We start from the raw sequence: 24599 nt of genomic DNA on the forward strand, positions 1-24599 counted from the left end.
ATGAAAGTTCGCGATATTGGGGTTTTAGGTGCGGTTATTTTAATCGTTGCGATGCTCATCATCCCTCTTCCTCCGTGGATGTTAAGTTTCTTAATTGTCATTAATATTACATTAGGATTAATTGTACTGCTAACAGCAATGAGTATGAAGGAAGCTTTAGACTTTTCCATTTTTCCTTCGGTTATTTTACTTTTAACCTTATTCCGATTAGGGCTGAGTGTTTCCACAACACGTGCGATCTTAGCAAATGGAGACGCGGGCTCTGTTGTAGAAACGTTTGGTGATTTCGTAGTAGGTGGAAATATTCTAGTAGGTTTAGTTGTCTTTTTAATTCTAGTATTAATTCAGTTTATTGTTATTACAAAGGGTGCAGAGCGGGTAGCTGAAGTAGCAGCTCGTTTCACACTTGATGCGATGCCAGGTAAACAAATGAGTATTGATGCTGACTTAAATGCAGGAGTAATTTCCGAAAAGGAAGCACGCGAACGACGTGAAAAAGTAGCGGGGGAAGCAGACTTCTACGGAGCGATGGATGGTGCCACGAAATTCGTAAAAGGGGATGCCATTGCCTCAATGGTCATGGTTATTATCAACTTATTATTCGGAATCATCATCGGGGTAGTACAAATGGGTCTCCCATTTGCTGAAGCAGCAACTCATTTTTCTAAGCTAACCGTTGGAGATGGTATTGTTTCACAAATTCCTGCCTTGCTTATTTCAACAGCAACAGGGATTGTGGTAACTCGTGCCTCTTCTAAAGGAAGTCTTGGTCAAGATATAACAGGACAATTATTTGCTCAAGCAAAGTTACTCTATGTAGCTGGAGGTACCATTGTATTACTAGGGTTATTTACACCAATCCCTAACTGGGTAACACTCCCAATAGGTCTTTCCCTAATTGCTGGGGCTTATATGATGGAACGTAAGAAACCAGAGGATGAAGAGGAATTACTTGAAATTGAAGAAGAAGTGGCAACAGATGGCATGAAGAGCCCTGAAAATGTTGTGAATTTATTAAATGTGGACCCAATCGAATTTGAATTTGGTTATGGATTAATTCCGTTAGTAGATGCTGCTCAAGGTGGGGATTTATTAGATCGTGTCATTATGATTCGTAGACAGTTAGCACTAGAATTAGGAATTGTCATCCCGGTTGTTCGTATTCGAGATAATATTCAGCTTCAACCAAATGAATACCGAATTAAAATAAAAGGGAACGAAATGGCAAGAGGTGAGCTATTACTAGATCACTATTTAGCTATGAGCCCAGGTGATGATGATTCTATTGAAGGAATTGATACAGTGGAACCATCATTTGGATTACCAGCTAAATGGATTACTGAGCAAGTAAAAGAAGATGCTGAAATTTATGGCTACACTGTTGTAGACCCACCAAGTGTGGTATCCACGCATTTAACTGAAATAATTCGTGCAAATGCTCACGAATTATTAGGTCGTCAAGAGACGAAGCAGTTAATAGATCACTTACGTGAAACCCATCCTATTTTAGTAGAAGAGCTGACACCGGCACCTTTATCAACTGGAGAAATCCAAAAGGTTCTTGGTAAACTACTACGAGAAAATGTTTCTGTTCGTAATTTACCAATTATTTTTGAAACTTTAGCAGACTATGCAAAGGTAACTAGCGATACAGATATTTTAACTGAGTATGTTCGTCAATCATTGGCACGTCAAATTACTGCCCAATATGTGGGTGATAGTACGGCATTAAAAGTTATTACAGTTTCAGGTAAAGTAGAAAAAATGATTGCTGATAGTATTCAGCAAACAGATCACGGAAATTATTTAGCAATGGATCCTCAAGATTCCCAAACGGTACTAGAGACGATTGCAGCAGAAATAGAGCGTGTGTCCTTTATGGAACAATCCGCTATTATTTTATGTTCTCCGGCTGTGCGTATGTATTTAAGACAACTGACGGAGCGTTATTTCCCGCAAATTCCAGTTCTTTCTTATAATGAGTTGGATGCTTCTATTGAAATTCAAAGTGTTGGGGTGGTGAATGTTTAATGAAAATGAAAAAATATTATGCATCTTCCATACCAGAGGCTATGAAGCAAGTGCGTGCAGAACTAGGTGAGGACGCTGTTATTTTGAATTCTAAAGTAGTCATCACTAAAAAATTTTTCGGTATGATTAAACAGAAAAGTTTTGAGGTAGTTGCCGGAGTGGATGGAATGGAGCCAAATCAAGTGGCTCCAGTACCAACGCCTGCATCATTACCTATCACAACTAAGGAAAATGCGAGACTACAAGATATTACAAATGCAATTCAAGTAAAAATTCACCAAGATCAACCATCGCATGATGTAGTTAAGCCCGAGGACACTGGCATTTCTGAAGAATTGAGGAAGGAAATTGCAGATTTAAAATCTTTAATGCAATCGATGCATAAAAAGACTACCCAAGCTCAATATCCCGATGAACTCTTACCCTTCATTGAATACTTAAGACAGCAAGAGCTAAATGAAGAGCTCATCACAACGATAGGTGATGAGCTTTTTATGCATTTCAAAGAAGCGTCAGAAATAAATTTCTCACAATGTAAAATGGTGACGAAAAATTTACTACGTAAGAGATTAGAAAGCCTGCCTATCGGAGGATTGTCCTATGAAAGAAAATATATCAACGTATTAGGTCCTACAGGTGTGGGTAAAACAACGACCATCGCCAAAATGGCAGCTAGAGCAGTTTTAGAAAAGAAGAAGAAAATTGGATTTATTACGACAGATACGTACCGAATCGCAGCAATTGAACAGCTAAAAACGTATGCTGGTCTTTTACAGGCACCCGTTGAAATTGCTTATAACGCAACAGATTTCGAACAAGCTATCCAAAGATTATCGCATTTAGACTTAGTGTTTATCGATACAGCTGGTCGAAATTATAAAGAGGTAAAGTATGTAGATGATCTCCAACGTCTCATAAAATTTGATGATCAAGCACAATCCTATTTAGTACTCGCGATGACTACAAAAGAAAAGGATATGGCGAACATTATCGACCAATTTAATCAGTTACCAATTGAAAAATTTATCTTCACAAAGATTGATGAAACAAATTCTATTGGCACAATGCTCAATTTAATGATTAAATATAATAAAGGACTTGCTTACTATACGAATGGTCAAGAAGTACCAGAAGATATTGAAGAAGCTGATTTAGAAGCAGTGCTTAATTTGTTTTTTCAAGGTGAAGAGAAATGAGAGACCAAGCTGAAACATTACGCTTGAAAATGATGAGACAGCAAGGCGATTTAGGTCGAGCAATTGCAGTGGTCAGTGGCAAAGGTGGGGTTGGAAAAAGTAACTTCACGATGAATTTTGCCTTGTCTTTATCCCAAAAGGGAAAAAAGGCTGTCATTGTAGATATGGATATTGGGATGGGAAATATCAATATTTTAATTGGGAAAAATGCTTCCAATAGTTTGAAAGATTACTTAGAAGGAAATAAACTACTAGATGAGGTAATATTTGAGGGTCCCCATGGTTTAAGGTATATATCAGGTGGGTCGGGAATGACAAATATTTTTAATTGGTCAGAGATGATGTTTGAACAGCTTATTCATGCATTTGAACAGCTTCAGAAAAACTATGATTATATTTTATTTGATATGGGGGCGGGTGCGACAAATTGGTCGCTAGATTTACTCACATCAATAGACGAAATTATTGTTATTTCAACGGCAGAGCCGACCGCAATTACGGATGCCTATTCGATGATGAAATATATTCATACGCGGGATGCTGATAAGCAATTTTATGTCCTTTGTAACCGTGCATTTAGTAAAGAAGAAGGCATCGAAACAAACGAGCGTTTAAAGTTAGCCATGAAACGTTTTTTAGACAAAGAAGTCACGATACTCGGTTCATTACCCGAAGATTCGATTGTGCGAAAGGCTGTGCGTGAGCAAGTCCCATTTTCACTTGCTTATCCAGACGCACTGATTTCTAAAACATTACAACTCATAGTGATTCGTTTTATGGAGCATCGTGTGGAGGAAATACATGCACATGATCAGACAGCAAAGAAATTTTTAACGAAACTAAGAAGTATTTTTTCGAAAGGGCGTGATTAATTGGACTTTTTACATAAAAGCAAGCTATTAGTTGTGGATGATTCTGCTTTTATGAGAAAGCTAATTAGTGACTTTTTTGTTGGCAACTCGAAGGTGGAAGTAGTTGGAACTGCACGAAATGGAAAAGATGCAATCAAAAAGATACAATCTTTGAAGCCATCAGTTGTGACAATGGATATTGAGATGCCTGAAATGAATGGGCTAGATGCATTAAAAGAAATAATGATACAATGTCCAGTTCCTGTAATCATGCTCTCTAGCACCACTCAGCGTGGAACAGAAAATGCTATAGCAGCTATTGAAAGTGGCGCTGTAGATTTTGTCGCAAAGCCAAGCGGAACAATATCTCTTGATTTACATAAAATCCAAAGTGAGCTTGTTCATAAAGTAGAGCAAGCTGCAATGGTGCCAATATCCAAATTGAAAAAACCTTCTGGAAGCAAACGACAACAAGATTCAGTGACAAAAGTGAGTACCGTAAAAAAGGATTTACAACAACATGGTCAAATACCTATTCCTATGAATGCCACTGCTACTAAAGTAGCTGTAATGAAATCGCATGCTGAATGGAATAAAGTAGGTAAAAAGATTGTGCTAATAGGTACATCTACAGGAGGACCTCGTGCGCTTCAGGAGGTCATTACAAAAATTCCTAAGACTATTCAAGCGCCTATCCTCATCGTTCAGCATATGCCTGCTGGATTTACGAAATCACTCGCTACTCGTCTCGATCAGCTCAGTGAAATTGTTGTGAAGGAGGCTGAACAAGGCGATATTTTACAAAATGGGGTAGCCTATATTGCCCCAGGTGGCTATCACTTAAAGCTTAGGAAAGTAGGGACAACTTTTGGTATTGTTCTTGATAACCAAGAAGCACCAAGGTCAGGCCATAGACCATCTGTAGATGTGATGTTTGAAGATGTTAGTCAATATAAGGATTTTGATAAAGTAGCAGTTATTATGACAGGTATGGGGCATGATGGTTCAAATGGACTAAAAGCACTGAAAAAGACTGGTAATGTCATGGCAATTGCTGAGTCAGCAGAAACTTGCATTGTATATGGTATGCCAAAAGCAGCGGTAGAAACGCAACTAATTGATGAAGTTGCCGATGTAGATGATATAGCACTAACAATAATGAAATATTTGCCTTAAAAGGGGTGTCCTCTTATGGAAGTCAATCAATATTTAGAGATGTTTATCGAAGAAAGTAAAGAGCATTTACAAGCATGTAGTGAACATTTATTAGAATTAGAAAAAAATCCAGATGATTTGGCAATTGTTGGGGAAATATTCCGATCTGCCCATACTTTAAAAGGTATGTCTGCCACAATGGGTTTTGAAGATTTAGCCGATTTAACACATAAAATGGAAAATGTTTTAGATGCAATTCGTAATGAAAAAATCCATGTAACACCAGAAATTTTAGATGTGGTCTTTGAATCTGTTGACCATCTGGAAGAAATGGTCATGGATATTGCGAATGGTGGAGATGGGAAGCGTGATGTGTCAGCAACAGTTGCTCAACTTAAGCGCATAGAATTAGGTGAGGAAGCAGTACCAGAGGTGGCTGCAACCGTTGCAGGACCAGCAGCCGTGGAAAGTATTTTAGAATATGATAGCTTTGAACAAACAGTTATCGCACAATCATCTGAACAAGGTTTCCATGCATATGAAATTTCAATAAAATTACGAGAAGATTGTCTTTTAAAGGCTGCACGTGTATTTATGGTCTTCGAGATTTTAGAAAAAGACGGAGAAGTTATTAAATCGAGCCCATCTGTTGAAAAGCTAGAAGACGAACAATTTGATCAACAGTTTTATGTAGCCTTTGTGACAAAGGAATCAGCAGAAGATATGCAGAAAAAGATCATGAAAGTTTCTGAGGTTGAAGAAGTTGTTGTAACAACAATTGACCAAAAGAAATTTAGTGAAAGAGAATATGAATCACAACAAGAAGTAGCTGCAACTGCATCGGCTGTAGCAGAAGTAGAATCTACACCTGCTACTGTACCTTCTAAACCTGAACCAGTCGCACAGTCTGCAAAAACAACCACACCAGCAAAGGCTGAAAAAAATCACGCACCTGTTGGGAATAAAACGATTCGTGTAAATATTGAACGTCTTGATATTTTAATGAACTTGTTTGAAGAACTTGTTATTGACCGTGGACGATTACAATCTATAGCCACAGAAGTAAACCATGGTGAGCTAAACGAAACTGTGGAGCGAATGAGCCGTGTAATGGGTGACCTGCAAACAATTATTTTAACAATGCGCATGGTGCCAGTTGAAACAGTGTTCAACCGCTTCCCAAAAATGATTCGTCAGCTATCACGAGATTTAAATAAAAAAATTAATCTTGAAATTATTGGTGCTGAAACAGAACTAGATCGAACAGTTATCGATGAAATTGGTGATCCACTTGTTCACTTAATTCGAAATTCTGTGGACCATGGCATTGAGAATCCAACATCTCGTCGTGCAAAAGGCAAGCCAGAAGAAGGAACGGTTGTCCTACGTGCTTACCATAGTGGAAACTATGTCTTTATTGAAATTGAAGACGATGGTGCAGGAATTAATCGTGATAAAGTACTAGCGAAAGCTATTGCAAAAGGCATTGTGACACAAGAACAGTCTTATTCAATGTCTGATAATCAAATCAATGAGCTAATTTTAGCCTCAGGCTTCTCGACTGCAGATGTCATTTCTGATGTATCTGGCCGTGGAGTAGGATTAGATGTTGTTAAAACAACGATTGAATCACTTGGTGGTAATATTTCAATTGAATCCACACAAGATGTTGGTTCCATCTTTTCTATCCAACTACCACTAACATTATCGATTATTTCTGTCATGCTTGTGGAAATTGAAAAAGAAATTTATGCAATTCCATTATCATCTATTATTGAAACATCTATTATCCGTTCATCGGAGATTATGAATGCGCATAATCAAAAAGTAATCGACTTCCGTGGCAAGGTGGTACCATTGGTATTCTTAGAGGAAATCTTTGAAGTACCTCGTACAGAGTCACAAGATGAAGAATTCCATTCAGTAGTGATTGTTCGTAAAGGTGAAAAACTTGCTGGTTTAGTGGTGGATTCATTCATTGGACAACAAGAAATTGTCTTGAAGTCTTTAGGAAATTACTTAACAAATATTTTTGCTATTTCAGGTGCAACTATTTTAGGAAATGGTAAAGTAGCCTTAATTGTAGATTGTAACGCATTAATAAAATAAGGTGAATGAATAAGAGAGGTGTAAAAGATGACAAACGCAGTGGAACAAGAAAATATTAAAGTAATTGTATTTCAATTAGCGAATAAAGAATATGCTATTCCGGTATCCCATGTTCAAGGTATAGAAAAGCTAATGCATATTACGCGCGTACCGAAAACGGCGAAGTATGTAAAAGGTGTTATCAATCTTCGTGGTGTCGTAACGCCGATTGTAGATTTACGTGAACGCTTTGAATTACCTATTTCAGAACATGAGGAAACAACTCGCATTATCATTATCTCACTAGAAGATATGGAAGTAGGCTTTGTTGTTGATTCAGCAAACGATGTAATTGATATTCCTGCAAGTGCGATTGAACCACAACCAGAAGTTGTTGGCTCACTAGAGGAAGAATTTATTTCAGGTGTTGCTAAAGTAGAAAAACGATTATTAATCTTATTGCATTTAGAAAAAGTATTAAATCCACTAAAGTAGGGATCGATCATGACATTTAATCAAAAGATTACCTCGCTACATTTAGATGTATTAAAGGAAATTGGCAATATTGGTGCTGCGCATGCCGCGACAGCACTTTCCAATTTACTTGGAAAAAAAATTGATATGCGTGTCCCAAAGGTAGAAATGGTGTCCTTTAACGATATGATGGAATTGGCTGGCGGATCAGAAAATGTCGTTGTTGGTATTTACCTTCGCATTGAAGGTGATGCAGAAGGAAGTATGTTCTTTATACTACCTATTGAACAGGCAAACCGTTTTATCCGTCGTCTCATTCATGATGAAACATTTGATTTTAAAAAACGACCTGTTTCTGAACTGGGATTATCTGCTATGCAAGAAATGGGAAATATTTTATCAGGTTCTTATTTATCTGCCTTATCGGACTTTACTAATTTGAAAATTTATCCAACTGTACCGGGGCTAAGCGTTGATATGTTTGGTGCAATTATAAGTATTGGTTTAATAGAATTATCACATGTAAGTGATAATGTCATTGTTATAAATACATCCATTTTTGAAGAAGGTGTAGAAGACCATGAAACAGTGAGAGGTCATTTCTTCCTATTACCAGATCCTGACTCATTTGATGCTATTTTTAAAGCATTAGGGGTTTCCTAATGATGCTAAGCAGTAGTAGTGGGCAAGTGGTTAAAGTAGGAATTGCACAAATGGATGTAGTAAAGCTACCTAACACGATTCGAACTTCTGGTCTGGGTTCTTGTGTTGGCGTTATTTTATATGATGAGTCAAAAAAAATTGCGGGTTTAATCCATGTGATGTTACCAGATTCAAGCTTGGGAAGATCTGAGTCAATCAATGTGGCGAAATTTGCAGATTCTGGAATAGCAGCAATGATTGATCTATTAAAATTAGAGGGCGTTCAAAAGTTTAAACTAAAGGCAAAAATTGCTGGGGGCGCACAGATGTTTCAATTTACTTCGGACAAAGATTCGATGCGCATCGGTCCTCGTAATGTAGAAGCTGTCAAAAATGAATTGAAAAGGCATGGAATTCCTTTAGTAGCCGAGGATACTGGTGGAAACAGTGGTAGAACGATAGAATTTAATCCTGCCACATCGTCATTACATATTCGAACAGTTAACCAAGGAGTGAGCGAAATCTAATGTTTGGTTCCATATTTTATAATCTATGGGGAGCATTAATGGCTTTTACTATTTATTTTTTTAGTACATTTCTAAAGCCTTACACGCCCCTTCGAATCATTATCGGATCTTTTGTTACAGCAATCATTGTATTCCTTGTAATGTATATTGTACGTTTTTTAATAGCATACATTTTGTATACGCCAGAGGTAGATGAGGAAGCAGTTGAAGGTGAACTAGCAGAAAATGAACAAACTACTCCTGAAGGCACGAATCAAGAAGCAGCTTCGGCTCATTCAACCGTTGAATTTCAAGATGAGAACTCAGAGGAGATTGCACAAGTGGTTCGGACGATGATGAATCGAGAAGAAGAACAACAAGTGAATGCTTAAAACAGAGAGTCGCTAGGAGCGGCTCTTTTTTATTTGGCCATTCAAGAAACTTTATTATAGGGAAAACTTAAGTGAAATTTACTTTTTTTATATTATTCATATAGTATTCTTCGTGTTAGCATATTTGTATAAAGGAAAAGTATTGAAGGGACATTATTATATGAAATTGCGGCGGGAATCCTAGATTCATTATGTATGTCTCATAGAACTGATTTAAAAGACTGAATATTCTGCTTATGATATGGTGATTCCTAAAACACTAAGCCTATAGGATCGTAATGATCGTTGAAATAGCCTATTAGAGTAAAAGTTAGTATAGTCACAACTCCGGAAACGTTGGTTAAAAAGGATTTCGCTACTGGTCATCATTCATATCATTTTACAGGTATTAAAGTGATATATATCTGCTTTTACTAGGAGGAATAGAATATGAATCAACATGAATTTATGAGAAAAGCGCTTGATTTAGCAAATGAAAATGCACTCTCACAAAACGGTGCGCCATTTGGTGCGATTGTAGTAAAAAATGGGCAAATTATTGGTTCGGGTGTTAATGAGGTTGCCAAAACAAATGATTTGACGAATCACGCAGAAATTCAAGCGATCCGCCAAGCTTGCCATACTTTGCAAACAACTAATCTCGAAGGCTGTGAAATGTATGCAAGTACAGAACCTTGTCCGATGTGTTTAAGTGCCATCTATTATGCCAAATTAACAACAGTCTATTATTTTCATGCTAGTAATACTAGCCAAGACTATGTCTATCATCAACTGTCCTTACCACATATAGAGAGGAACATTCAGATGGTTCAGCTTGGAGAAAAATAAAGGAGGTTCAAATAATGAAACCAACAACATATTGGCTCATTAACGTACGACTAGAAACAGGTTTTCATTACAATCATACTACTGTAATTGGAACACAAACCGAGCTTTTTAATATACAAATCGAAAAGGGAAAAATACAGCAAATTAAACGTGGAAATCAACCACTAGAGACGAATTTACCTCAATTAGATGCACAAGGCTACCTCATGTTACCATCTTTTAGGGATATGCATATCCATCTTGATAAAACATATTTTGGTGGCCCATGGAAGGCACCTACCATTCCAACAGAGGGTCTTATAACTAGATTAAAAGAGGAAGAATTACTCCTCCCTAGTTTATTACCTGTGACAGAGGAAAGAGCAAAAAAACTAATAGACCTATTATTAAATGCAGGCTCCTCACATATTCGTACACATTGTAATATTGACCCATTTATCGGTTTGAAAAATTTGGAAGCAATCTTAAGAGCAAAAGAGGCTTACAAAGATAGAGTTGCTATGGAGATTGTAGCATTCCCACAGCAGGGGTTATTACGTAGTGATTCGATTTCTTTAGTAAGAGAAGCATTACGTAACGGGGCATCACTTGTAGGAGGTGTTGATCCAGCAACAATCGATGAAAATATTGAGAAATCATTACAAACCATGATGGAATTAGCGGTAGAAGCAAATGTAGATGTAGATCTTCATATTCATGATCCTGGCCATCTCGGCATTTTTACGTTTAAACGACTAGCAGCGTTAACAGAAGCAGCAGGTTGGCAAGGAAGAGTGACAATTAGTCATGCCATGGCTCTTGCAGATATTCCTACTAGTGAAGCGAGTGAAGTAGCAGAATTACTTGCGCATCTTGGCATAGCTATTACTTCTACTGTGCCAATTAAGCGCACTATCCCTATTCCTCTCTTAGATCATAAAGGGGTAAACATATCTCTTGGCGATGATAGTATTACCGACCATTGGTCACCATTCGGCCAAGGGGATAGTCTAGAAAAAGCAGGAACACTTGCTGAACGATTTGGTTTAAATGATGAGCGTTCACTTGGTCAAAGCCTAAAATACATTACAGGCGGTATTACACCTCTAAATAAGGAAGGTCATCAAATATGGCCGAATGTCGGAGATGAAGCAAATATAGTTTTTGTTGAAGCAACTTGTTCTGCAGAAGCAGTGGCTAGAAGGGCGAAAAGAGTGGCAGTGCTCTTTAAAGGAAAAATAGTTTCTGGTGAACTTTAAAATTGAAAATAGAAAGGATTTATTTAAAATGCATGCTACTTTTTGGTTAACCAATGTACGACTTGAAACAGGCTATCATGTTGAAAATGGTATGGTTGCACAGACAAGAACGGCTTGCTCACATCTCCTCATTAAGGATGGGAAAATTGCAGATATTGTTTCAGCAGAAATGCAATTGAATGATCATTTCCCTAAAAAAGATATGAAGCAACTATTGGCGCTACCATCCTTCATCGAAAAACATTGTCATTTGGATAAAACACTTTTAGGCGATCAGTGGCGTGCTGTCACACCAGTGAACAATATTTTTGAACGTCTGGAAATAGAAAAAAAGGTACTTCCTACCTTACATACCACAACACAACAACGTGCGGAAGAGTTGCTTACACATTATGTACAGTCTGGCGTTACCCATGTTCGTACTCATGTAGATTTGTATCCCGAGGTGGGCTTAAAAAATTTGCAGGAAGTTCAAAAGGCTTTACAAACTTTTGAAGGAAAGTTGTCATATGAAATCGTAGCCTTTCCGCAGCACGGACTGTTGCGAACGAAAGCGACAAATATAATAAGAGAAGCCCTTCGTATGGGTGTAGGCTTAGTAGGTGGTGTTGATCCAGCTACTGTGGATGGAGATATTGAGGCATCCTTACAACAAATGGTGGAACTTGCTGTGGAGGGGAATGCTGGGATTGATTTGCATTTACATGACCCAGATCAATTAGGTACCTTTACAATGAAAAGATTAGCCCAACTAACGAAGGAGGCTGGTCTGCAAGATAAGGTGGCGATAAGCCATGCATTCGGACTAGGAGATGTTTCGCGAGCTGAAGCAGAAGAAATGGCTGACATATTAAATGATGCAGGGATTACGATAGTGACTAGTGTACCCATTCGGAGAAAATTTCCTCCAGTTGGATTATTACATGGCAAAGGGGTACCCGTTGCAATTGGTTGCGATAATATTTTTGATGTTTGGTCTCCATTTGGAAACGGGGATCTTTTAGAAAGAGCCGGTCGTTTAGCTAATAGTTCTGGGTGGAGAGATGAATATTCATTAGCACAAACTTTGCAATTTATTACAGGTGGGAAAACACCGCTTAATCAAGTAGGTGAACAAATCTGGCCAAAGGTTGGAGATAGTGCCAATATAGTTTTAGTGGATGCTTCTTGCGCTGCTGAAGCAATTGCCCGCAAAGCTCAACGTAAGGCAACCATCTTTAATGGTAATATCGTTTCTAGTTTGATTTAAAGCAATATTTTCGAAAGGGTGGTACTATTTCGCTTCGGTCAAATAGCCATCCTTTTTTATGCTAAAATGGTTGAGAAATTGAGGCAAAATTCGAAACAGTATCATTAAGTTCGATAGTAGATGATTTGAAAATTTTTGTGGACAAATGGTGAGAACGCTACTTTATCAGGGGGTATTTATACCTAGCGACCTTGGTGAAGAAAGAGCAAAAGCACACTAAATGAGATTCATAACTCCTACAAAAAGAACTAACAAAATTAAAAAGTAAAAGCTTAATAATTTAGACATATTTTTAAACTGTATCCTAGGTTAATGTATAGCTAGGGTGCAGTTTTAATTTGTTTGTACAAAATGAAGAAAGACTAACAGAAACAAATGAAATTATAGTCGATTTTTGTTATAATAGTAGGAAAGATGGCAATGATTTATCCATTTTTTTACTCTGTTGGGTTACAGTAAGAGTTCCCCAGATATAGATTTAAAAAAATTATGGAGAAATCCTTATGAAAGAATAGTTTTATGAGCGCAAGTAGTCAGTAGCAAACGGGCGCGTAAAGGCGTTTTTTAGAGAGGTGGATTTCATGACACAACCAATTCTGAACGATGAGCAAAAACTGTGGAATCGCTGGATACATGAGCGTGATCCAGATGCTGGTGATTTACTCATAAAAAAATATATTTCTTTAGTATCTTATCATGTTCAACGTATTAGTGCGGGATTACCAAAAAGTGTATCGCGAGATGATTTAACGAGCTTAGGTATGATAGGACTTTTTGATGCATTAAATAAATTTGATATTAATAGAGATTTGAAATTCGATACATATGCTTCATTTAGAGTAAGGGGAGCCATTATAGATGGGCTTCGAAAGGAAGACTGGCTACCACGCTCAGCGCGAGAAAAAGCCAAAAAATTAGACGCTCAGATTGAGCAATTAGAGCAAAAATATATGCGTCATGTGACACCTGAGGAACTTGCGAAGCATATGGAAGTACCTGTGGAGGATGTTTATCAGACAGTACAAGAGCATTTTTTTTCCAATGTTCTTTCCATTAATGAACAACAAGACCAAGAAGAGGTAGATGGAAAGTCGTTTGTCATTCGAGATGATACGACAAAAACTCCTGAACAATCGGTGGTTAAATCTGAATTACTAGATGATTTAGCAGAAAATATTCAGAAGCTAAATGAAAAGGAACAGTTGGTTCTAAGTTTATTTTACACGGAGGAACTGACGTTGACTGAAATTGGTGAAATGCTTGAATTATCGACATCACGTATTTCTCAAATCCATTCCAAAGCGCTTTTAAAGTTACGTAAATTATTATCTAGCGAAATGATGAATGCGTAAATATCCTTGAGGGAGAGATTCCGATGAGTTTAAAAGGGGTTGAATTGCAAATTGCGATTCCTAAAACATTTGAAGCTGGGAAAATAGCGGATCAAGTACAGCAACAAGCTTTAGCTCAACAAGCACATGCCAATGAAGCGTTAAAAAAGGAAATAGAGCGCAAGCAAAAAATAGTAAATACATCAGAAGGTATGGATGAAATAAGTGAGGATGAAGATGCAGGTGGCGAATACTTAACGGATACTTACAAAAAGAAGAAAAAGCAACAAGATCAACAAGAAAAACAGGCACAACATCCGTTTAAAGGCAATTTCGTGGATTTTAGTGGATAGGAGTTTACAATGACAACCATACTAATAGCGGTACTATTCTTTTTACAGCTACTTACATTTTACTTCCTTATTATTTTAAATACTAAGTTAGCAAAATTTAAGGATTTAGAAAAGAAGCAAGAACGCTTAATGAGTGAAATGGACGATACCATTAGTGTCTATTTAACAGAAATGAAAGATGAAAACGACCGTCTTATTAAGGAGCTACAAAATGTCTCACCATCAGACATAGCAGCGACTAGTGTTCAACAAACCTTAAGCAATGAGTCTCAGCAAGATCAGGTTTCTTCGCCCACAGAGCAAGTGCTGAAAAATGACAGTCCATTAAGTTTAGATAAAGATACTCGTATCTATGTACCTAAAAATATTGTAGCCAATGCTTACTCGCGTCAGCAACAGACAACGGCGACAGTAGCACCCTCACCAACGCCTTTAAATGTAGAGCAAAAGGAACAGGTTAACGAGCTTACAATAGAGCAACAGGCATTAAATTTAGCAAAGCAGGGTAAATCAACAGAAGAAATAGCGAAACAGCTGCAAAAGGGAAAAACAGAAATCGAGCTTTTACTGAAATTTCATCACTAAATTGTTGCTAACCAGGAAAAGCTATGATATAGTTGCAAATGGTGTTATTACTACACACGCATTTTGATGTAGTAAGTGGTGCTCTAAGATTAGGGTAGCTTGTTGCAGAAGATAAATGCGGAGGATATAAACCAAACATACTAGGAGGAAATTCACATGTCAGTAATTTCTATGAAACAATTACTTGAAGCTGGTGTACATTTCGGTCACCAAACTCGTCGTTGGAACCCAAAAATGAAGAAATATATCTTCGTAGAACGTAACGGGATCTACATCATCGACTTACAAAAAACTGTTAAAAAATTAGAGGAAGCTTATGACTTCATGCGTCAAGTTGGTCAAGACGGTGGTAAAGTTCTTTTCGTTGGTACGAAAAAACAAGCACAAGAAGCGATCAAAGATGAAGCTGAACGTTCAGGCAACTACTACATCAACCAACGTTGGTTAGGTGGTACTCTTACTAACTTCGGTACAATTCAAAAACGTGTTGCACGTATGAAACAAATCGAAAAAATGGAAGAAGAAGGTACTTTCGAAGTTCTTCCTAAAAAAGAAGTAATCCAACTTAAAAAAGAACACGAGCGTCTAATCAAATTCTTAGGCGGTATCCGTGATATGCACGATCTTCCAGACGTAATGTTCGTGGTTGACCCACGTAAAGAACGTATTGCGGTTGCTGAAGCTCGTAAATTAAACATCCCTCTAGTAGGTATTGTTGATACAAACTGTGATCCAGATGAAATCGACTACGTAATCCCTGCTAATGATGATGCTATTCGCGCTGTTAAACTTTTAACTGCTAAAATGGCTGACGCTTTAATCGAGTCAAAACAAGGTGAAGAAGAAGCTCCAGCTGTAGAAGCTGCTGCTGAGTAATTCACGTTTACAAAAAGGTGATAAGTGGCTCAAAACCCTTATCACCTTTTTTAGAACCTATCATTAAAACTATGTTCAAACAATTTGAGGAGGAAACACTAAATGGCAAACATTACTGCACAATTAGTAAAAGAATTACGCGAAAAAACTGGCGCTGGTATGATGGATTGTAAAAAAGCGTTAGTACAAACTGATGGTGATCTAGAAGCTGCAATCGATTTCCTACGTGAAAAAGGTCTTTCTTCAGCTGCTAAAAAAGCTGACCGTATCGCTGCAGAAGGTACAACTTACATTTTAGAACAAGGTAACGAAGCAATCATCCTTGAAGTTAACGCTGAAACTGACTTCGTTGCAAAAAACGACAAATTCCAAGTATTAGTTTCATCTTTAGCAGAGCAATTACTTACTGCTAAACCAGCATCAGTTGAAGCTGCTCTAGAGCTTACAAATGCTGATGGTGTGAAAATTGAAGATCAAATTTCTACAGCTGTTGCAACAATTGGTGAAAAAATCACACTTCGTCGTTTTGAAATCAAAACAAAAACTGATGCAGATTCATTCGGCGCTTACTTACACATGGGCGGCCGCATTGGAGTATTAGTAACTTTAGAAGGTTCTACTGATGCATCAGCAGCGAAAGATGTTGCAATGCACATTGCTGCAATCAACCCAACTTATGTTTCTCGCGATGAAGTTTCGGCTGAAGAAGTTGAACGTGAGCGTAAAGTATTAACTGAGCAAGCTCTTAACGAAGGTAAACCAGAAAACATCGTTGCTAAAATGGTTGAAGGTCGTCTTGGTAAATATTTCGAAGATGTTTGCCTACTTGATCAATCATTCGTTAAAAACTCTGATCAAAAAGTACGTGATTTCGTAGCTTCTACTGGTGGTTCAGTAAACGGCTTTGTACGTTATGCTGTTGGTGAAGGTATCGAAAAACGTGAAGATAACTTTGCAGAAGAAGTAATGAGCCAAGTTAAAGGTAACTAATTTAGCGGGCATTTGATCCTAATCAAATAATATCTAGATTTTCTAGACAAAAAATGGGGAACACAACATAGCGTGTTCCCTATTTTTCCGAAATGAACGAAAATAGCAATAGAATTTTCTATTCTGCCTTATTCACAACTAGCAATTATTGTTAGATATACTATAATGGAAAAGGGAATAGAGATTTTTTAAATAAAGTCTTACGGAGGTTTACAATGAGTGTACCGCAATATAAACGAGTAGTTATTAAACTAAGTGGTGAAGCGTTAGCTGGAGAAGCGGGCTTCGGTTTATCACCAAAAATAATCAAGTCTGTTGCAGAAGAAGTAAAAGAAGTAGTGGATCTTGATGTAGAAGTTGCTGTTGTTGTAGGTGGCGGTAATATATGGCGTGGAAAAATAGGTAGTGAAATGGGGATGGATCGTGCTGCAGCTGACTATATGGGCATGCTTGCAACAGTAATGAACTCCTTAGCTTTACAAGATGCTCTTGAAAAATTAGGCATTGAAACACGTGTTCAATCTTCTATCGTGATGACTCAAGTAGCGGAGCCATACATTCGTCGTAAAGCAGTTCGACATCTTGAGAAAAAGCGTGTCGTTATCTTTGCAGCAGGGACAGGTAATCCGTTCTTCTCAACTGATACGACAGCGGCATTACGTGCAGCAGAAATTGATGCAGATGCGATTTTAATGGCTAAAAACAATGTTGATGGCGTTTATTCAGCAGATCCAAAAGTGGATCAAACTGCCGTTAAATATGATACACTCACATACTTAGACGTTATCCAACAAGGCTTACAAGTAATGGATTCAACAGCTTCTACCCTATGTATGGATAACGATATTCCACTAATTGTTTTCTCAATTACGGAACCAGGCAACATTAAACGTGCTGTACTAGGCGAAAAAATCGGAACAGTTGTTAGGAGGAATGCATAATGGCAAAACAAGTATTAGAACAAGCAAAAGATAAAATGAACAAAACAATTGCAGCTTTCACACGTGAACTATCTTCAATTCGTGCAGGTCGTGCTAACGCATCATTATTAGATCGTATTATGGTTGATTATTATGGAGCTCCAACACCAATCAATCAACTTGCGGGTGTTTCTGTACCAGAAGCTCGCTTATTAGTGATTACACCTTACGATAAAACAATTTTAGGTGAAATTGAAAAAGCAATTATGAAATCTGATATCGGTATTACACCAACAAATGATGGCTCTATCATTCGCTTAATGATTCCTGCTCTTACTGAAGAGCGTCGTAAAGATTTAGTGAAGCAAGTGAAAAAAGAAGCAGAAGACGCAAAAATTGCTGTACGTAATGTACGTCGTGATGCGAATGATGATTTGAAAAAACTTGAAAAAGCTGGCGAAATCACAGAAGACGATCTACGTGGCTATGGTGATGATATTCAAAAATTAACAGATGAATTCATTGTCAAAGTGGATCAAGTAACGAAGGATAAAGAAAAAGAAATTTTAGAGGTGTAAAACAAACGTTTTATATGTCTATGATGGAACTTTTTGATGAGATGAAGGCGTCCTATACTTTACAGGACGTCTTTTCTCTTTACCGTTCGAATATGAGCTGAATCATAGAGAAAAGCATAGATGAAATATACAATGATATGCATCACATAAATATTGATTAATTTTTTAACAAACTTATTCTTTAAAAATGTGTATAGTTCTAAAATACGCTAGTACATACATAGTCAATTTAGAGGGGAAAAAAAAGACAAAAAGCGCTTTTGTTTGTTATGATAGGTTAGTATACGTCCGATTAGTTGTAGTGGGGGAGTTAGCATGTTTAAAAAGCTATTAGGTAAACAAATAAATATGGATACACTATCATTGGAGGAGCGTGTGGCCCTAACTAAAAGCGAGCCGATTCCTGCCCATGTAGCGATTATTATGGACGGAAATGGACGTTGGGCAAAAAAACGAGCTATGCCACGTGTTGCTGGTCATCATGAAGGAATGAAGACAGTACGTAAGGTCACGAGATTTGCGTCAGATTTAGGCATAAAGGTATTAACCGTATATGCATTTTCCACTGAAAACTGGAAACGCCCAAAACCCGAAGTAGATTTTCTGATGCGGCTACCAGTCGAGTTTTTAGGTTCCTTTTTACCCGAGATGATGGAACGTAATGTACGTGTCGAAATGATTGGAGATCCATCTTTATTACCTGCCCATACACAAAAAGCGTTGTATGAGGCAATGGAAGAAACGAAGCATAATACAGGCCTTATTTTAAATTTTGCGCTGAATTATGGAAGTCGTTCTGAGATGGTTAATGCCATGAAAATGATGCTTCAAAAAGTGCAGGACGGTCAATTAACAATGCAAGACCTAACAGAAGAATGCTTAACGTCTCATTTAATGACGGCCCATTTGCCTGAACCGGATTTATTAATTCGTACAAGTGGTGAAGTACGCTTAAGTAACTTTATGCTTTGGCAGCTTGCCTATACAGAATTTTGGTTTACAGATACATTGTGGCCAGATTTTAGTGAGGAAACCTTACTGGAAGCGGTGGAAAACTATCAAAAGCGTAATCGCCGTTATGGTGGGTTGAAGGGAGAAGAAACAACTTGAAACAACGAATTATTACCGCAATAATTGCAGCAGCACTTTTCATTCCATTTGTTATTTATGGAAAAGTACCATTTGCCATACTTGTGCTAGCAATGGCTGTTGTCGGTTTTTATGAAATATTAAAGATGAAAGGTATTTCGATTTTTTCTGTGCCTGGCTTCTTAGGGCTGGTCACTTTAATCTTACTTGTAATACCAAAGGACTGGAGTGAAAAGGTTGTAGAATTAATAGGCTATTCGTCTAATCTAATGGTAGTCTATGGTCTAATGATGTTACTCCTTATTTACGTGGTTTTAGTTAAAAATAAAATAACTTTTGATGAAGTTGGTTTTATTTTATTAGGTGCATTTTATGTGGGCTTAGGGTTCCATTACCTAATTGAAACAAGGAATGTAGGCTTAGAGTACGTTGTCTATTGTTTATTAGTCGTTTGGACAACGGATTCAGGTGCTTATTTTGTCGGAAGAAAATTTGGTAAGAATAAGTTATGGCCTGAAATCTCACCTAAGAAAACGATTGAAGGCTTCATCGGTGGAATTGTCATTGCCGTCATTTTCGCTGTCTGTATGCAACTCATTTACCCATTCGAAGATGGTTATATATCACTTGTAGTCGTAACAATTTTCGCCTCCATTATTGGTCAGATGGGCGACTTAGTAGAATCTGCTATTAAGCGTCATTTTGATGTAAAGGATTCAGGTAATATTTTACCAGGGCATGGCGGGATATTAGATCGTTTCGATAGTCTATTGTTCGTCGTGCCTTTGCTTCATTTTTTACATTTGTTTGGTAATTAATCCGAACTTTTAAGGACATCTATTCATACATTTGCTTAGATAGAAAAAGGGGACAATGTGTTGTGAAAAAGATTAGTTTATTAGGTGCAACTGGTTCAATCGGTTGGCAAACCTACGATATTTTAAAAGAACAACGTGAAGCTTTTCAATTAGTAGCTTTCTCTTCAGGGAAAAATATAGAGAAAACGCGAGAGATGATTGATAACTTAAAGCCCGAATTGGTTTCTGTGCAGCTAGAAGAAGATGCGCTGCTGCTTGCTAAGGAGTATCCGACAATTCACTTTACATTTGGCGCAAAAGGCTTAGTGGAGGTTGCTACACATCCAGATTCGACGATTCTTGTCAATGCAGTGCTCGGAAGTGTTGGGCTGGAATCTACTTTAGCAGCCATTCGAATGGGAAAAACAATTGCTATTGCTAATAAAGAAACACTTGTGACAGCCGGGCATTTAGTGATGGCTGAAGCGAAAAAATACAACGCAACTATTCTGCCTGTTGATAGTGAGCATTCAGCTATCTTCCAATCGATGAATGGTGAAGACCCAAAAAATATTGAACGTTTAATTATTACTGCTTCAGGTGGCAGCTTCCGTGATAAAACAAGGGACCAATTAAAACATGTGACTGTCGCTGACGCACTGAATCACCCGAATTGGTCTATGGGCGCAAAGATTACAATAGATTCTGCAACAATGATGAATAAAGGTTTAGAAGTGATTGAAGCGCATGTTTTATTTGATATGCCATATAAAAAAATTGATGTACTTTTGCATAGAGAAAGTATTATTCACTCTCTAGTTGAGTATCATGATACTAGTGTGATTGCTCAATTAGGTACACCAGATATGCGCGTTCCTATCCAATATGCTTTAAGTTATCCTGATCGAATCCCGTTACATAATGGTCAGCGACTGAATTTAGCGCAAATTGGTCAGTTACATTTTCAAGAAATGGACTTTGAACGTTATCCAGCATTGCGATTAGCATATGAGGCTGGCTGTACTGGTGGTACCATTTTAACAGCAATGAATGCAGCGAACGAAGCAGCAGTTGCAGCTTTTTTACAAGGGAAAATAACATTTCTTCAAATCGATGAGACGATTGAACGTGTGATGCAAGCACACCAAAACATTGCAATACCAGATTTACAAACGATTTTACAGGTGGACAGTGAAACAAGAAAAATAGTGTTAGACATGGTAAAATAACGAGAGCAATGTATCGTTAACTAATCGCTTTTAAAGGTGGGGTATTATGCAAACAGCCATTGCATTTATTTTAATATTTGGTTTGCTCGTCTTCTTCCATGAACTTGGACACTTCTTATTCGCCAAACGAGCAGGTATTCTAGTACGTGAATTTGCCATTGGAATGGGACCCAAAATTTATGGGAGAACACATGGAGAAACAATGTACACTGTTCGTTTATTGCCTATCGGGGGATATGTACGAATGGCTGGCGAAGATATGGATGGCACTGAATTACAGCCAGGATATCGAATAGGGCTTGTTGTCAATGAAGATAATGTTGTTAAAAAAATCATTTTCAATCAAAATAATAAGCAATTACCAGATTTATTATTTTTAGAAGTTGAACGTGCTGATTTAGAAAAAGATTTGTTTGTAGAGGGCTATGATGAAGAAGAACAATTAGTTCGTTATCAAGTAGCGAGAGATTGTGTCCTTGTGGAAAATGGACGAGAGCTTGTCATTGCACCTCATGATCGTCAATTTAATTCTAAAACGGTTGGCCAACGAGCGATGACTATTTTTGCAGGTCCATTTTTTAACTTTATTCTCGCTTTCGTGATTTATTTAGTTATTGGATTAATTCACGGAGTTCCAACATATGAGCCAGTTATCTCGGAAGTAGTAGAAAATAATCCAGCTGCGGAGGCTGGGATGCTTGCCGGTGATAGAGTTACAGCCATTGATGGACAAGCTGTTGAAAAGTGGCAGGATTTAGCTGCAATTATTCAGGATCATCCAAACGAAGAGATTATGGTGACCGTAGATCGAGATGGACAATCTATCAACTTAAATATGACTGTGAAGGAAGTCCAACAGGATGGAGAAAAGTATGGTCAAATTGGTGTGCTTTACGATAGCCCGAGAGAATTTAATCCACTAAAGGCTGTTGTCTATGGGGCACAAGAAACCTATAATATGACTGTTAAAATATTTGAGCTTCTAGGTATGCTGATTACTGGTAAGTTTACAATAGACGCGTTATCTGGTCCTGTAGGTATTTATAAAGCAACAGAGCAAGTAGCTCAGTATGGTATTATGAACTTAATGAATTGGGCTGCAATGTTAAGTATAAATCTAGGAATTATGAACTTACTTCCATTACCTGCTTTAGATGGTGGTCGCTTATTATTCTTTGGTTTTGAAGCTTTACGTGGAAAACCAATTGACCGTCAAAAAGAAGGAATTGTTCATTTTGTAGGAATCGTTCTACTAATGATTTTAATGGTAGTTGTCACATGGAATGATATACAGAGATTTTTCTTTTAATCAATGACTAGCAAATTCTAACTTTACAATTAAAAGGAATTTTATTTATAGCTTTGGGCGCAATTTCTACGAAACATTGCGCTCAAAGCTAAATTTGTTTATGCTATTGAGAGTATAAACTTATCTATTAAAAAAGGTGGAACACTGAATGAAGCAAAGTAAAACATTTATCCCAACATTACGTGAAGTACCTGCTGATGCTGAGGTAAAGTCACATAAGCAATTACTACGTGCAGGGTTTATTCGTCAAAATACAAGTGGGGTATACTCGTATTTACCGCTTGCAAAACGTGTGTTATCAAAAATTGAAACAATTATTCGAGAAGAGATGGAGGCCATCAATTCGATTGAGCTGTTAATGCCATCTCTACAATCTGCTGAGCTTTGGCAAGAGTCAGGTCGATGGGAAAAATACGGTCCAGAATTAATGCGCTTGAAAGACCGTCATGACCGTGATTTTGCATTGGGGCCAACACATGAAGAAGTAATTACAACATTAGTGCGTGATGAAATTAAATCATATAAAAAATTACCGTTAACACTTTATCAAATTCAAACGAAATTCCGTGATGAAAAACGTCCTCGCTTTGGTTTACTACGAGGAAGAGAATTTATTATGAAGGATGCATATTCCTTCCATGCATCTCGTGAAAGCTTAGATGAAACCTATGATGATATGTACCGTGCTTATTCTAATATTTTCTCACGTCTTGGCTTAAACTATCGCGCTGTAATCGCTGATGCAGGTTCTATCGGCGGAAAAGGTACACATGAGTTCATGGTACTTTCTGAAATTGGAGAAGATACAATTGCCTATTCAGATACATCTGACTATGCAGCAAATATTGAAATGGCTGAAGTCATTGCAGATTACCAAACATCGGATGAAGCATTAAAAGAAGTTGAAAAAGTAGCGACACCAGATCAAAAAACAATTGAGGAAGTTTCAGCATTCCTACAAGTAAAACCTGCCAATGTTATAAAGTCTCTTGTCTTTGATGTAGATGGAGAGCTCGTAGTTGTTCTTGCGCGTGGAGATCATGAAATTAATGATATTAAATTGAAAAATGCTCTTGAAGCAGGTTCTGTAGAGCTTGCAAGTGAAGCAGCGATTCGTGAGCTATTAGGCTGTGGTGTTGGTTCAATTGGGCCAGTGAAGTTACCTGTAGATGTAAAAGTAGTGGCTGATCATGCGATTAAATCTATTCATAATGGTATTGCAGGTGCGAATGAGGATGGATTCCATTTAGTAAATGTTAATCCTGAGCGTGACTTTGCTGTGGATGACTACTTAGATATTCGTTTTATTCAAGAGGGAGATCCTTCTCCAGATGGACAAGGTACTATTAAATTCGCGGAAGGCATCGAGGTTGGTCATATTTTCAAACTAGGTACTACATATTCTGCTAAAATGAATGGTACTTTTTTAGACGAACAAGGGAAATCCCAACCATTTATTATGGGTTGCTATGGTATTGGTGTTTCTCGTATTCTAGCTGCGGTAGCTGAGCATTTCCAAGATGAAAATGGCTTTACATGGCCAACGCAATTAGCTCCGTACGATATCCATGTTGTTCCTGTAAATACTAAAGATGAAGCGCAAGTATCGTTAGCAGATGAGCTTTACGGCTTATTAAAATCATATCGCTATGATGTACTACTAGATGACCGAGCTGAGCGTGCTGGCGTTAAATTTGCGGATGCTGATTTAATTGGTTTACCTGTTCGCGTAACAGTTGGTAAAAAAGCAACAGAAGGTATTGTGGAAGTGAAATTCCGACAAACTGGAGAAACATTTGAATGGAAAAAAGAAGAAGTGATTGACCGCTTAAATGAATTTTTCCGTAAAAATTAATAACCTGTCATGATTGGTTTTAAATGGAAGTGAATAC

At 37.6% G+C, this 24599-nt stretch carries 24 protein-coding genes; all 24 read left to right on the forward strand.

Annotated features, from left to right (window positions below; genetic code table 11):
- The 24 genes from flhA (at position 1) to B3D94_RS13350 (ending at position 24562) form a co-directional block, all read left to right on the forward strand.
- Positions 1-2031, forward strand: coding sequence for a flagellar biosynthesis protein FlhA (gene flhA / locus B3D94_RS13235; protein ID WP_069480357.1), 2031 nt, complete (start codon positions 1-3; stop codon positions 2029-2031).
- A complete protein-coding gene (gene flhF / locus B3D94_RS13240; protein WP_291757657.1) occupies positions 2031-3227 on the forward strand; it encodes a flagellar biosynthesis protein FlhF in 1197 nt (398 codons plus the stop codon). Before flhA ends, flhF begins: the two co-directional genes overlap by 1 nt.
- Positions 3224-4099: a MinD/ParA family protein gene (locus B3D94_RS13245; protein WP_291757658.1), complete on the forward strand. Its 876-nt coding sequence runs from the start codon at positions 3224-3226 to the stop codon at positions 4097-4099. Before flhF ends, B3D94_RS13245 begins: the two co-directional genes overlap by 4 nt.
- Positions 4100-5254, forward strand: coding sequence for a protein-glutamate methylesterase/protein-glutamine glutaminase (locus B3D94_RS13250; RefSeq protein WP_291757660.1), 1155 nt, complete (start codon positions 4100-4102; stop codon positions 5252-5254). It begins immediately after the preceding gene.
- A 15-nt stretch (positions 5255-5269) separates the two neighbouring features.
- The gene (locus tag B3D94_RS13255; RefSeq protein ID WP_291757662.1) at positions 5270-7342 is read left to right on the forward strand and encodes a chemotaxis protein CheA; all 2073 of its coding nucleotides are present in this window, start codon (positions 5270-5272) and stop codon (positions 7340-7342) included.
- A gap of 27 nt (positions 7343-7369) precedes the next feature.
- Entirely contained in the window at positions 7370-7816 is a 447-nt protein-coding gene (locus tag B3D94_RS13260) for a chemotaxis protein CheW (protein WP_291757664.1), read from the forward strand.
- A gap of 9 nt (positions 7817-7825) precedes the next feature.
- Positions 7826-8458: a chemotaxis protein CheC gene (locus tag B3D94_RS13265; RefSeq protein ID WP_012293284.1), complete on the forward strand. Its 633-nt coding sequence runs from the start codon at positions 7826-7828 to the stop codon at positions 8456-8458.
- Entirely contained in the window at positions 8458-8964 is a 507-nt protein-coding gene (locus B3D94_RS13270; protein ID WP_008180730.1) for a chemotaxis protein CheD, read from the forward strand. Before B3D94_RS13265 ends, B3D94_RS13270 begins: the two co-directional genes overlap by 1 nt.
- 38 nt (positions 8965-9002) lie before the next feature.
- Positions 9003-9335 carry a hypothetical protein gene (locus tag B3D94_RS13275; protein ID WP_232540462.1) on the forward strand — a complete coding sequence of 111 codons (333 nt, stop codon included), beginning with the start codon at positions 9003-9005 and terminating at the stop codon, positions 9333-9335.
- A 429-nt stretch (positions 9336-9764) separates the two neighbouring features.
- Positions 9765-10163, forward strand: a complete 399-nt coding sequence (locus tag B3D94_RS13280) for a nucleoside deaminase (RefSeq protein ID WP_291757667.1) — start codon at positions 9765-9767, stop codon at positions 10161-10163.
- A 14-nt stretch (positions 10164-10177) separates the two neighbouring features.
- Positions 10178-11401, forward strand: a complete 1224-nt coding sequence (locus tag B3D94_RS13285; protein ID WP_291757669.1) for an amidohydrolase — start codon at positions 10178-10180, stop codon at positions 11399-11401.
- A 28-nt stretch (positions 11402-11429) separates the two neighbouring features.
- Positions 11430-12650 (forward strand): amidohydrolase, encoded by a 1221-nt coding sequence (locus B3D94_RS13290; protein WP_069483263.1) that lies wholly within the window; start codon positions 11430-11432, stop codon positions 12648-12650.
- Positions 12651-13231: 581 nt separating this feature from the next.
- Positions 13232-14002: a FliA/WhiG family RNA polymerase sigma factor gene (locus tag B3D94_RS13295; protein WP_008180720.1), complete on the forward strand. Its 771-nt coding sequence runs from the start codon at positions 13232-13234 to the stop codon at positions 14000-14002.
- Between the two features lie 23 nt (positions 14003-14025).
- A complete protein-coding gene (locus B3D94_RS13300) occupies positions 14026-14334 on the forward strand; it encodes an RNA polymerase subunit sigma (RefSeq protein ID WP_069480363.1) in 309 nt (102 codons plus the stop codon).
- 9 nt (positions 14335-14343) lie between these two features.
- Complete coding sequence (locus B3D94_RS13305) at positions 14344-14919, forward strand: hypothetical protein (protein WP_069480364.1); 576 nt, start codon at positions 14344-14346, stop codon at positions 14917-14919.
- Between the two features lie 156 nt (positions 14920-15075).
- Entirely contained in the window at positions 15076-15795 is a 720-nt protein-coding gene (rpsB, locus tag B3D94_RS13310) for a 30S ribosomal protein S2 (protein WP_004269262.1), read from the forward strand.
- Between the two features lie 102 nt (positions 15796-15897).
- Positions 15898-16785 (forward strand): translation elongation factor Ts, encoded by an 888-nt coding sequence (tsf, locus tag B3D94_RS13315; protein ID WP_069480365.1) that lies wholly within the window; start codon positions 15898-15900, stop codon positions 16783-16785.
- 215 nt (positions 16786-17000) lie between these two features.
- Complete coding sequence (gene pyrH, locus B3D94_RS13320; RefSeq protein ID WP_069480366.1) at positions 17001-17726, forward strand: UMP kinase; 726 nt, start codon at positions 17001-17003, stop codon at positions 17724-17726.
- Positions 17726-18283 (forward strand): ribosome recycling factor, encoded by a 558-nt coding sequence (gene frr, locus B3D94_RS13325; RefSeq protein WP_008181402.1) that lies wholly within the window; start codon positions 17726-17728, stop codon positions 18281-18283. Before pyrH ends, frr begins: the two co-directional genes overlap by 1 nt.
- A gap of 315 nt (positions 18284-18598) precedes the next feature.
- Positions 18599-19393 (forward strand): isoprenyl transferase, encoded by a 795-nt coding sequence (locus tag B3D94_RS13330; protein ID WP_008181400.1) that lies wholly within the window; start codon positions 18599-18601, stop codon positions 19391-19393.
- Positions 19390-20190 (forward strand): phosphatidate cytidylyltransferase, encoded by an 801-nt coding sequence (locus tag B3D94_RS13335; protein ID WP_193831185.1) that lies wholly within the window; start codon positions 19390-19392, stop codon positions 20188-20190. The genes B3D94_RS13330 and B3D94_RS13335 overlap by 4 nt, the downstream gene beginning before the upstream one ends.
- A gap of 62 nt (positions 20191-20252) precedes the next feature.
- Positions 20253-21398 carry a 1-deoxy-D-xylulose-5-phosphate reductoisomerase gene (gene dxr / locus B3D94_RS13340; protein ID WP_291757682.1) on the forward strand — a complete coding sequence of 382 codons (1146 nt, stop codon included), beginning with the start codon at positions 20253-20255 and terminating at the stop codon, positions 21396-21398.
- Positions 21399-21444: 46 nt separating this feature from the next.
- The gene (gene rseP, locus B3D94_RS13345) at positions 21445-22707 is read left to right on the forward strand and encodes an RIP metalloprotease RseP (protein ID WP_193831187.1); all 1263 of its coding nucleotides are present in this window, start codon (positions 21445-21447) and stop codon (positions 22705-22707) included.
- Between the two features lie 148 nt (positions 22708-22855).
- On the forward strand, positions 22856-24562 hold the full coding sequence (locus B3D94_RS13350; RefSeq protein ID WP_291757686.1) for a proline--tRNA ligase: 1707 nt from the start codon (positions 22856-22858) through the stop codon (positions 24560-24562).
- The last annotated feature ends 37 nt before the right edge of the window (positions 24563-24599 follow it).

Origin of the sequence: Lysinibacillus sp. UBA5990 (assembly GCF_002429815.1) — a bacterium.
Taxonomy (GTDB): Bacteria; Bacillota; Bacilli; order Bacillales_A; family Planococcaceae; genus Lysinibacillus; species Lysinibacillus fusiformis.

Bases quoted from the DNA above. Each gene is read 5' to 3' on its own strand.
- flhA (WP_069480357.1), top strand. From the start codon at position 1: ATGAAAGTTCGCGATATTGGGGTTTTAGGTGCGGTTATTTTAATCGTT.
- flhF (WP_291757657.1), top strand. From the start codon at position 2,031: ATGAAAATGAAAAAATATTATGCATCTTCCATACCAGAGGCTATGAAG.
- B3D94_RS13245 (WP_291757658.1), top strand. From the start codon at position 3,224: ATGAGAGACCAAGCTGAAACATTACGCTTGAAAATGATGAGACAGCAA.
- B3D94_RS13255 (WP_291757662.1), top strand. From the start codon at position 5,270: ATGGAAGTCAATCAATATTTAGAGATGTTTATCGAAGAAAGTAAAGAG.
- B3D94_RS13260 (WP_291757664.1), top strand. From the start codon at position 7,370: ATGACAAACGCAGTGGAACAAGAAAATATTAAAGTAATTGTATTTCAA.
- B3D94_RS13265 (WP_012293284.1), top strand. From the start codon at position 7,826: ATGACATTTAATCAAAAGATTACCTCGCTACATTTAGATGTATTAAAG.
- B3D94_RS13270 (WP_008180730.1), top strand. From the start codon at position 8,458: ATGATGCTAAGCAGTAGTAGTGGGCAAGTGGTTAAAGTAGGAATTGCA.
- B3D94_RS13275 (WP_232540462.1), top strand. From the start codon at position 9,003: ATGGCTTTTACTATTTATTTTTTTAGTACATTTCTAAAGCCTTACACG.
- B3D94_RS13280 (WP_291757667.1), top strand. From the start codon at position 9,765: ATGAATCAACATGAATTTATGAGAAAAGCGCTTGATTTAGCAAATGAA.
- B3D94_RS13285 (WP_291757669.1), top strand. From the start codon at position 10,178: ATGAAACCAACAACATATTGGCTCATTAACGTACGACTAGAAACAGGT.
- B3D94_RS13290 (WP_069483263.1), top strand. From the start codon at position 11,430: ATGCATGCTACTTTTTGGTTAACCAATGTACGACTTGAAACAGGCTAT.
- B3D94_RS13295 (WP_008180720.1), top strand. From the start codon at position 13,232: ATGACACAACCAATTCTGAACGATGAGCAAAAACTGTGGAATCGCTGG.
- B3D94_RS13300 (WP_069480363.1), top strand. From the start codon at position 14,026: ATGAGTTTAAAAGGGGTTGAATTGCAAATTGCGATTCCTAAAACATTT.
- B3D94_RS13305 (WP_069480364.1), top strand. From the start codon at position 14,344: ATGACAACCATACTAATAGCGGTACTATTCTTTTTACAGCTACTTACA.
- rpsB (WP_004269262.1), top strand. From the start codon at position 15,076: ATGTCAGTAATTTCTATGAAACAATTACTTGAAGCTGGTGTACATTTC.
- tsf (WP_069480365.1), top strand. From the start codon at position 15,898: ATGGCAAACATTACTGCACAATTAGTAAAAGAATTACGCGAAAAAACT.
- pyrH (WP_069480366.1), top strand. From the start codon at position 17,001: ATGAGTGTACCGCAATATAAACGAGTAGTTATTAAACTAAGTGGTGAA.
- frr (WP_008181402.1), top strand. From the start codon at position 17,726: ATGGCAAAACAAGTATTAGAACAAGCAAAAGATAAAATGAACAAAACA.
- B3D94_RS13330 (WP_008181400.1), top strand. From the start codon at position 18,599: ATGTTTAAAAAGCTATTAGGTAAACAAATAAATATGGATACACTATCA.
- rseP (WP_193831187.1), top strand. From the start codon at position 21,445: ATGCAAACAGCCATTGCATTTATTTTAATATTTGGTTTGCTCGTCTTC.
- B3D94_RS13350 (WP_291757686.1), top strand. From the start codon at position 22,856: ATGAAGCAAAGTAAAACATTTATCCCAACATTACGTGAAGTACCTGCT.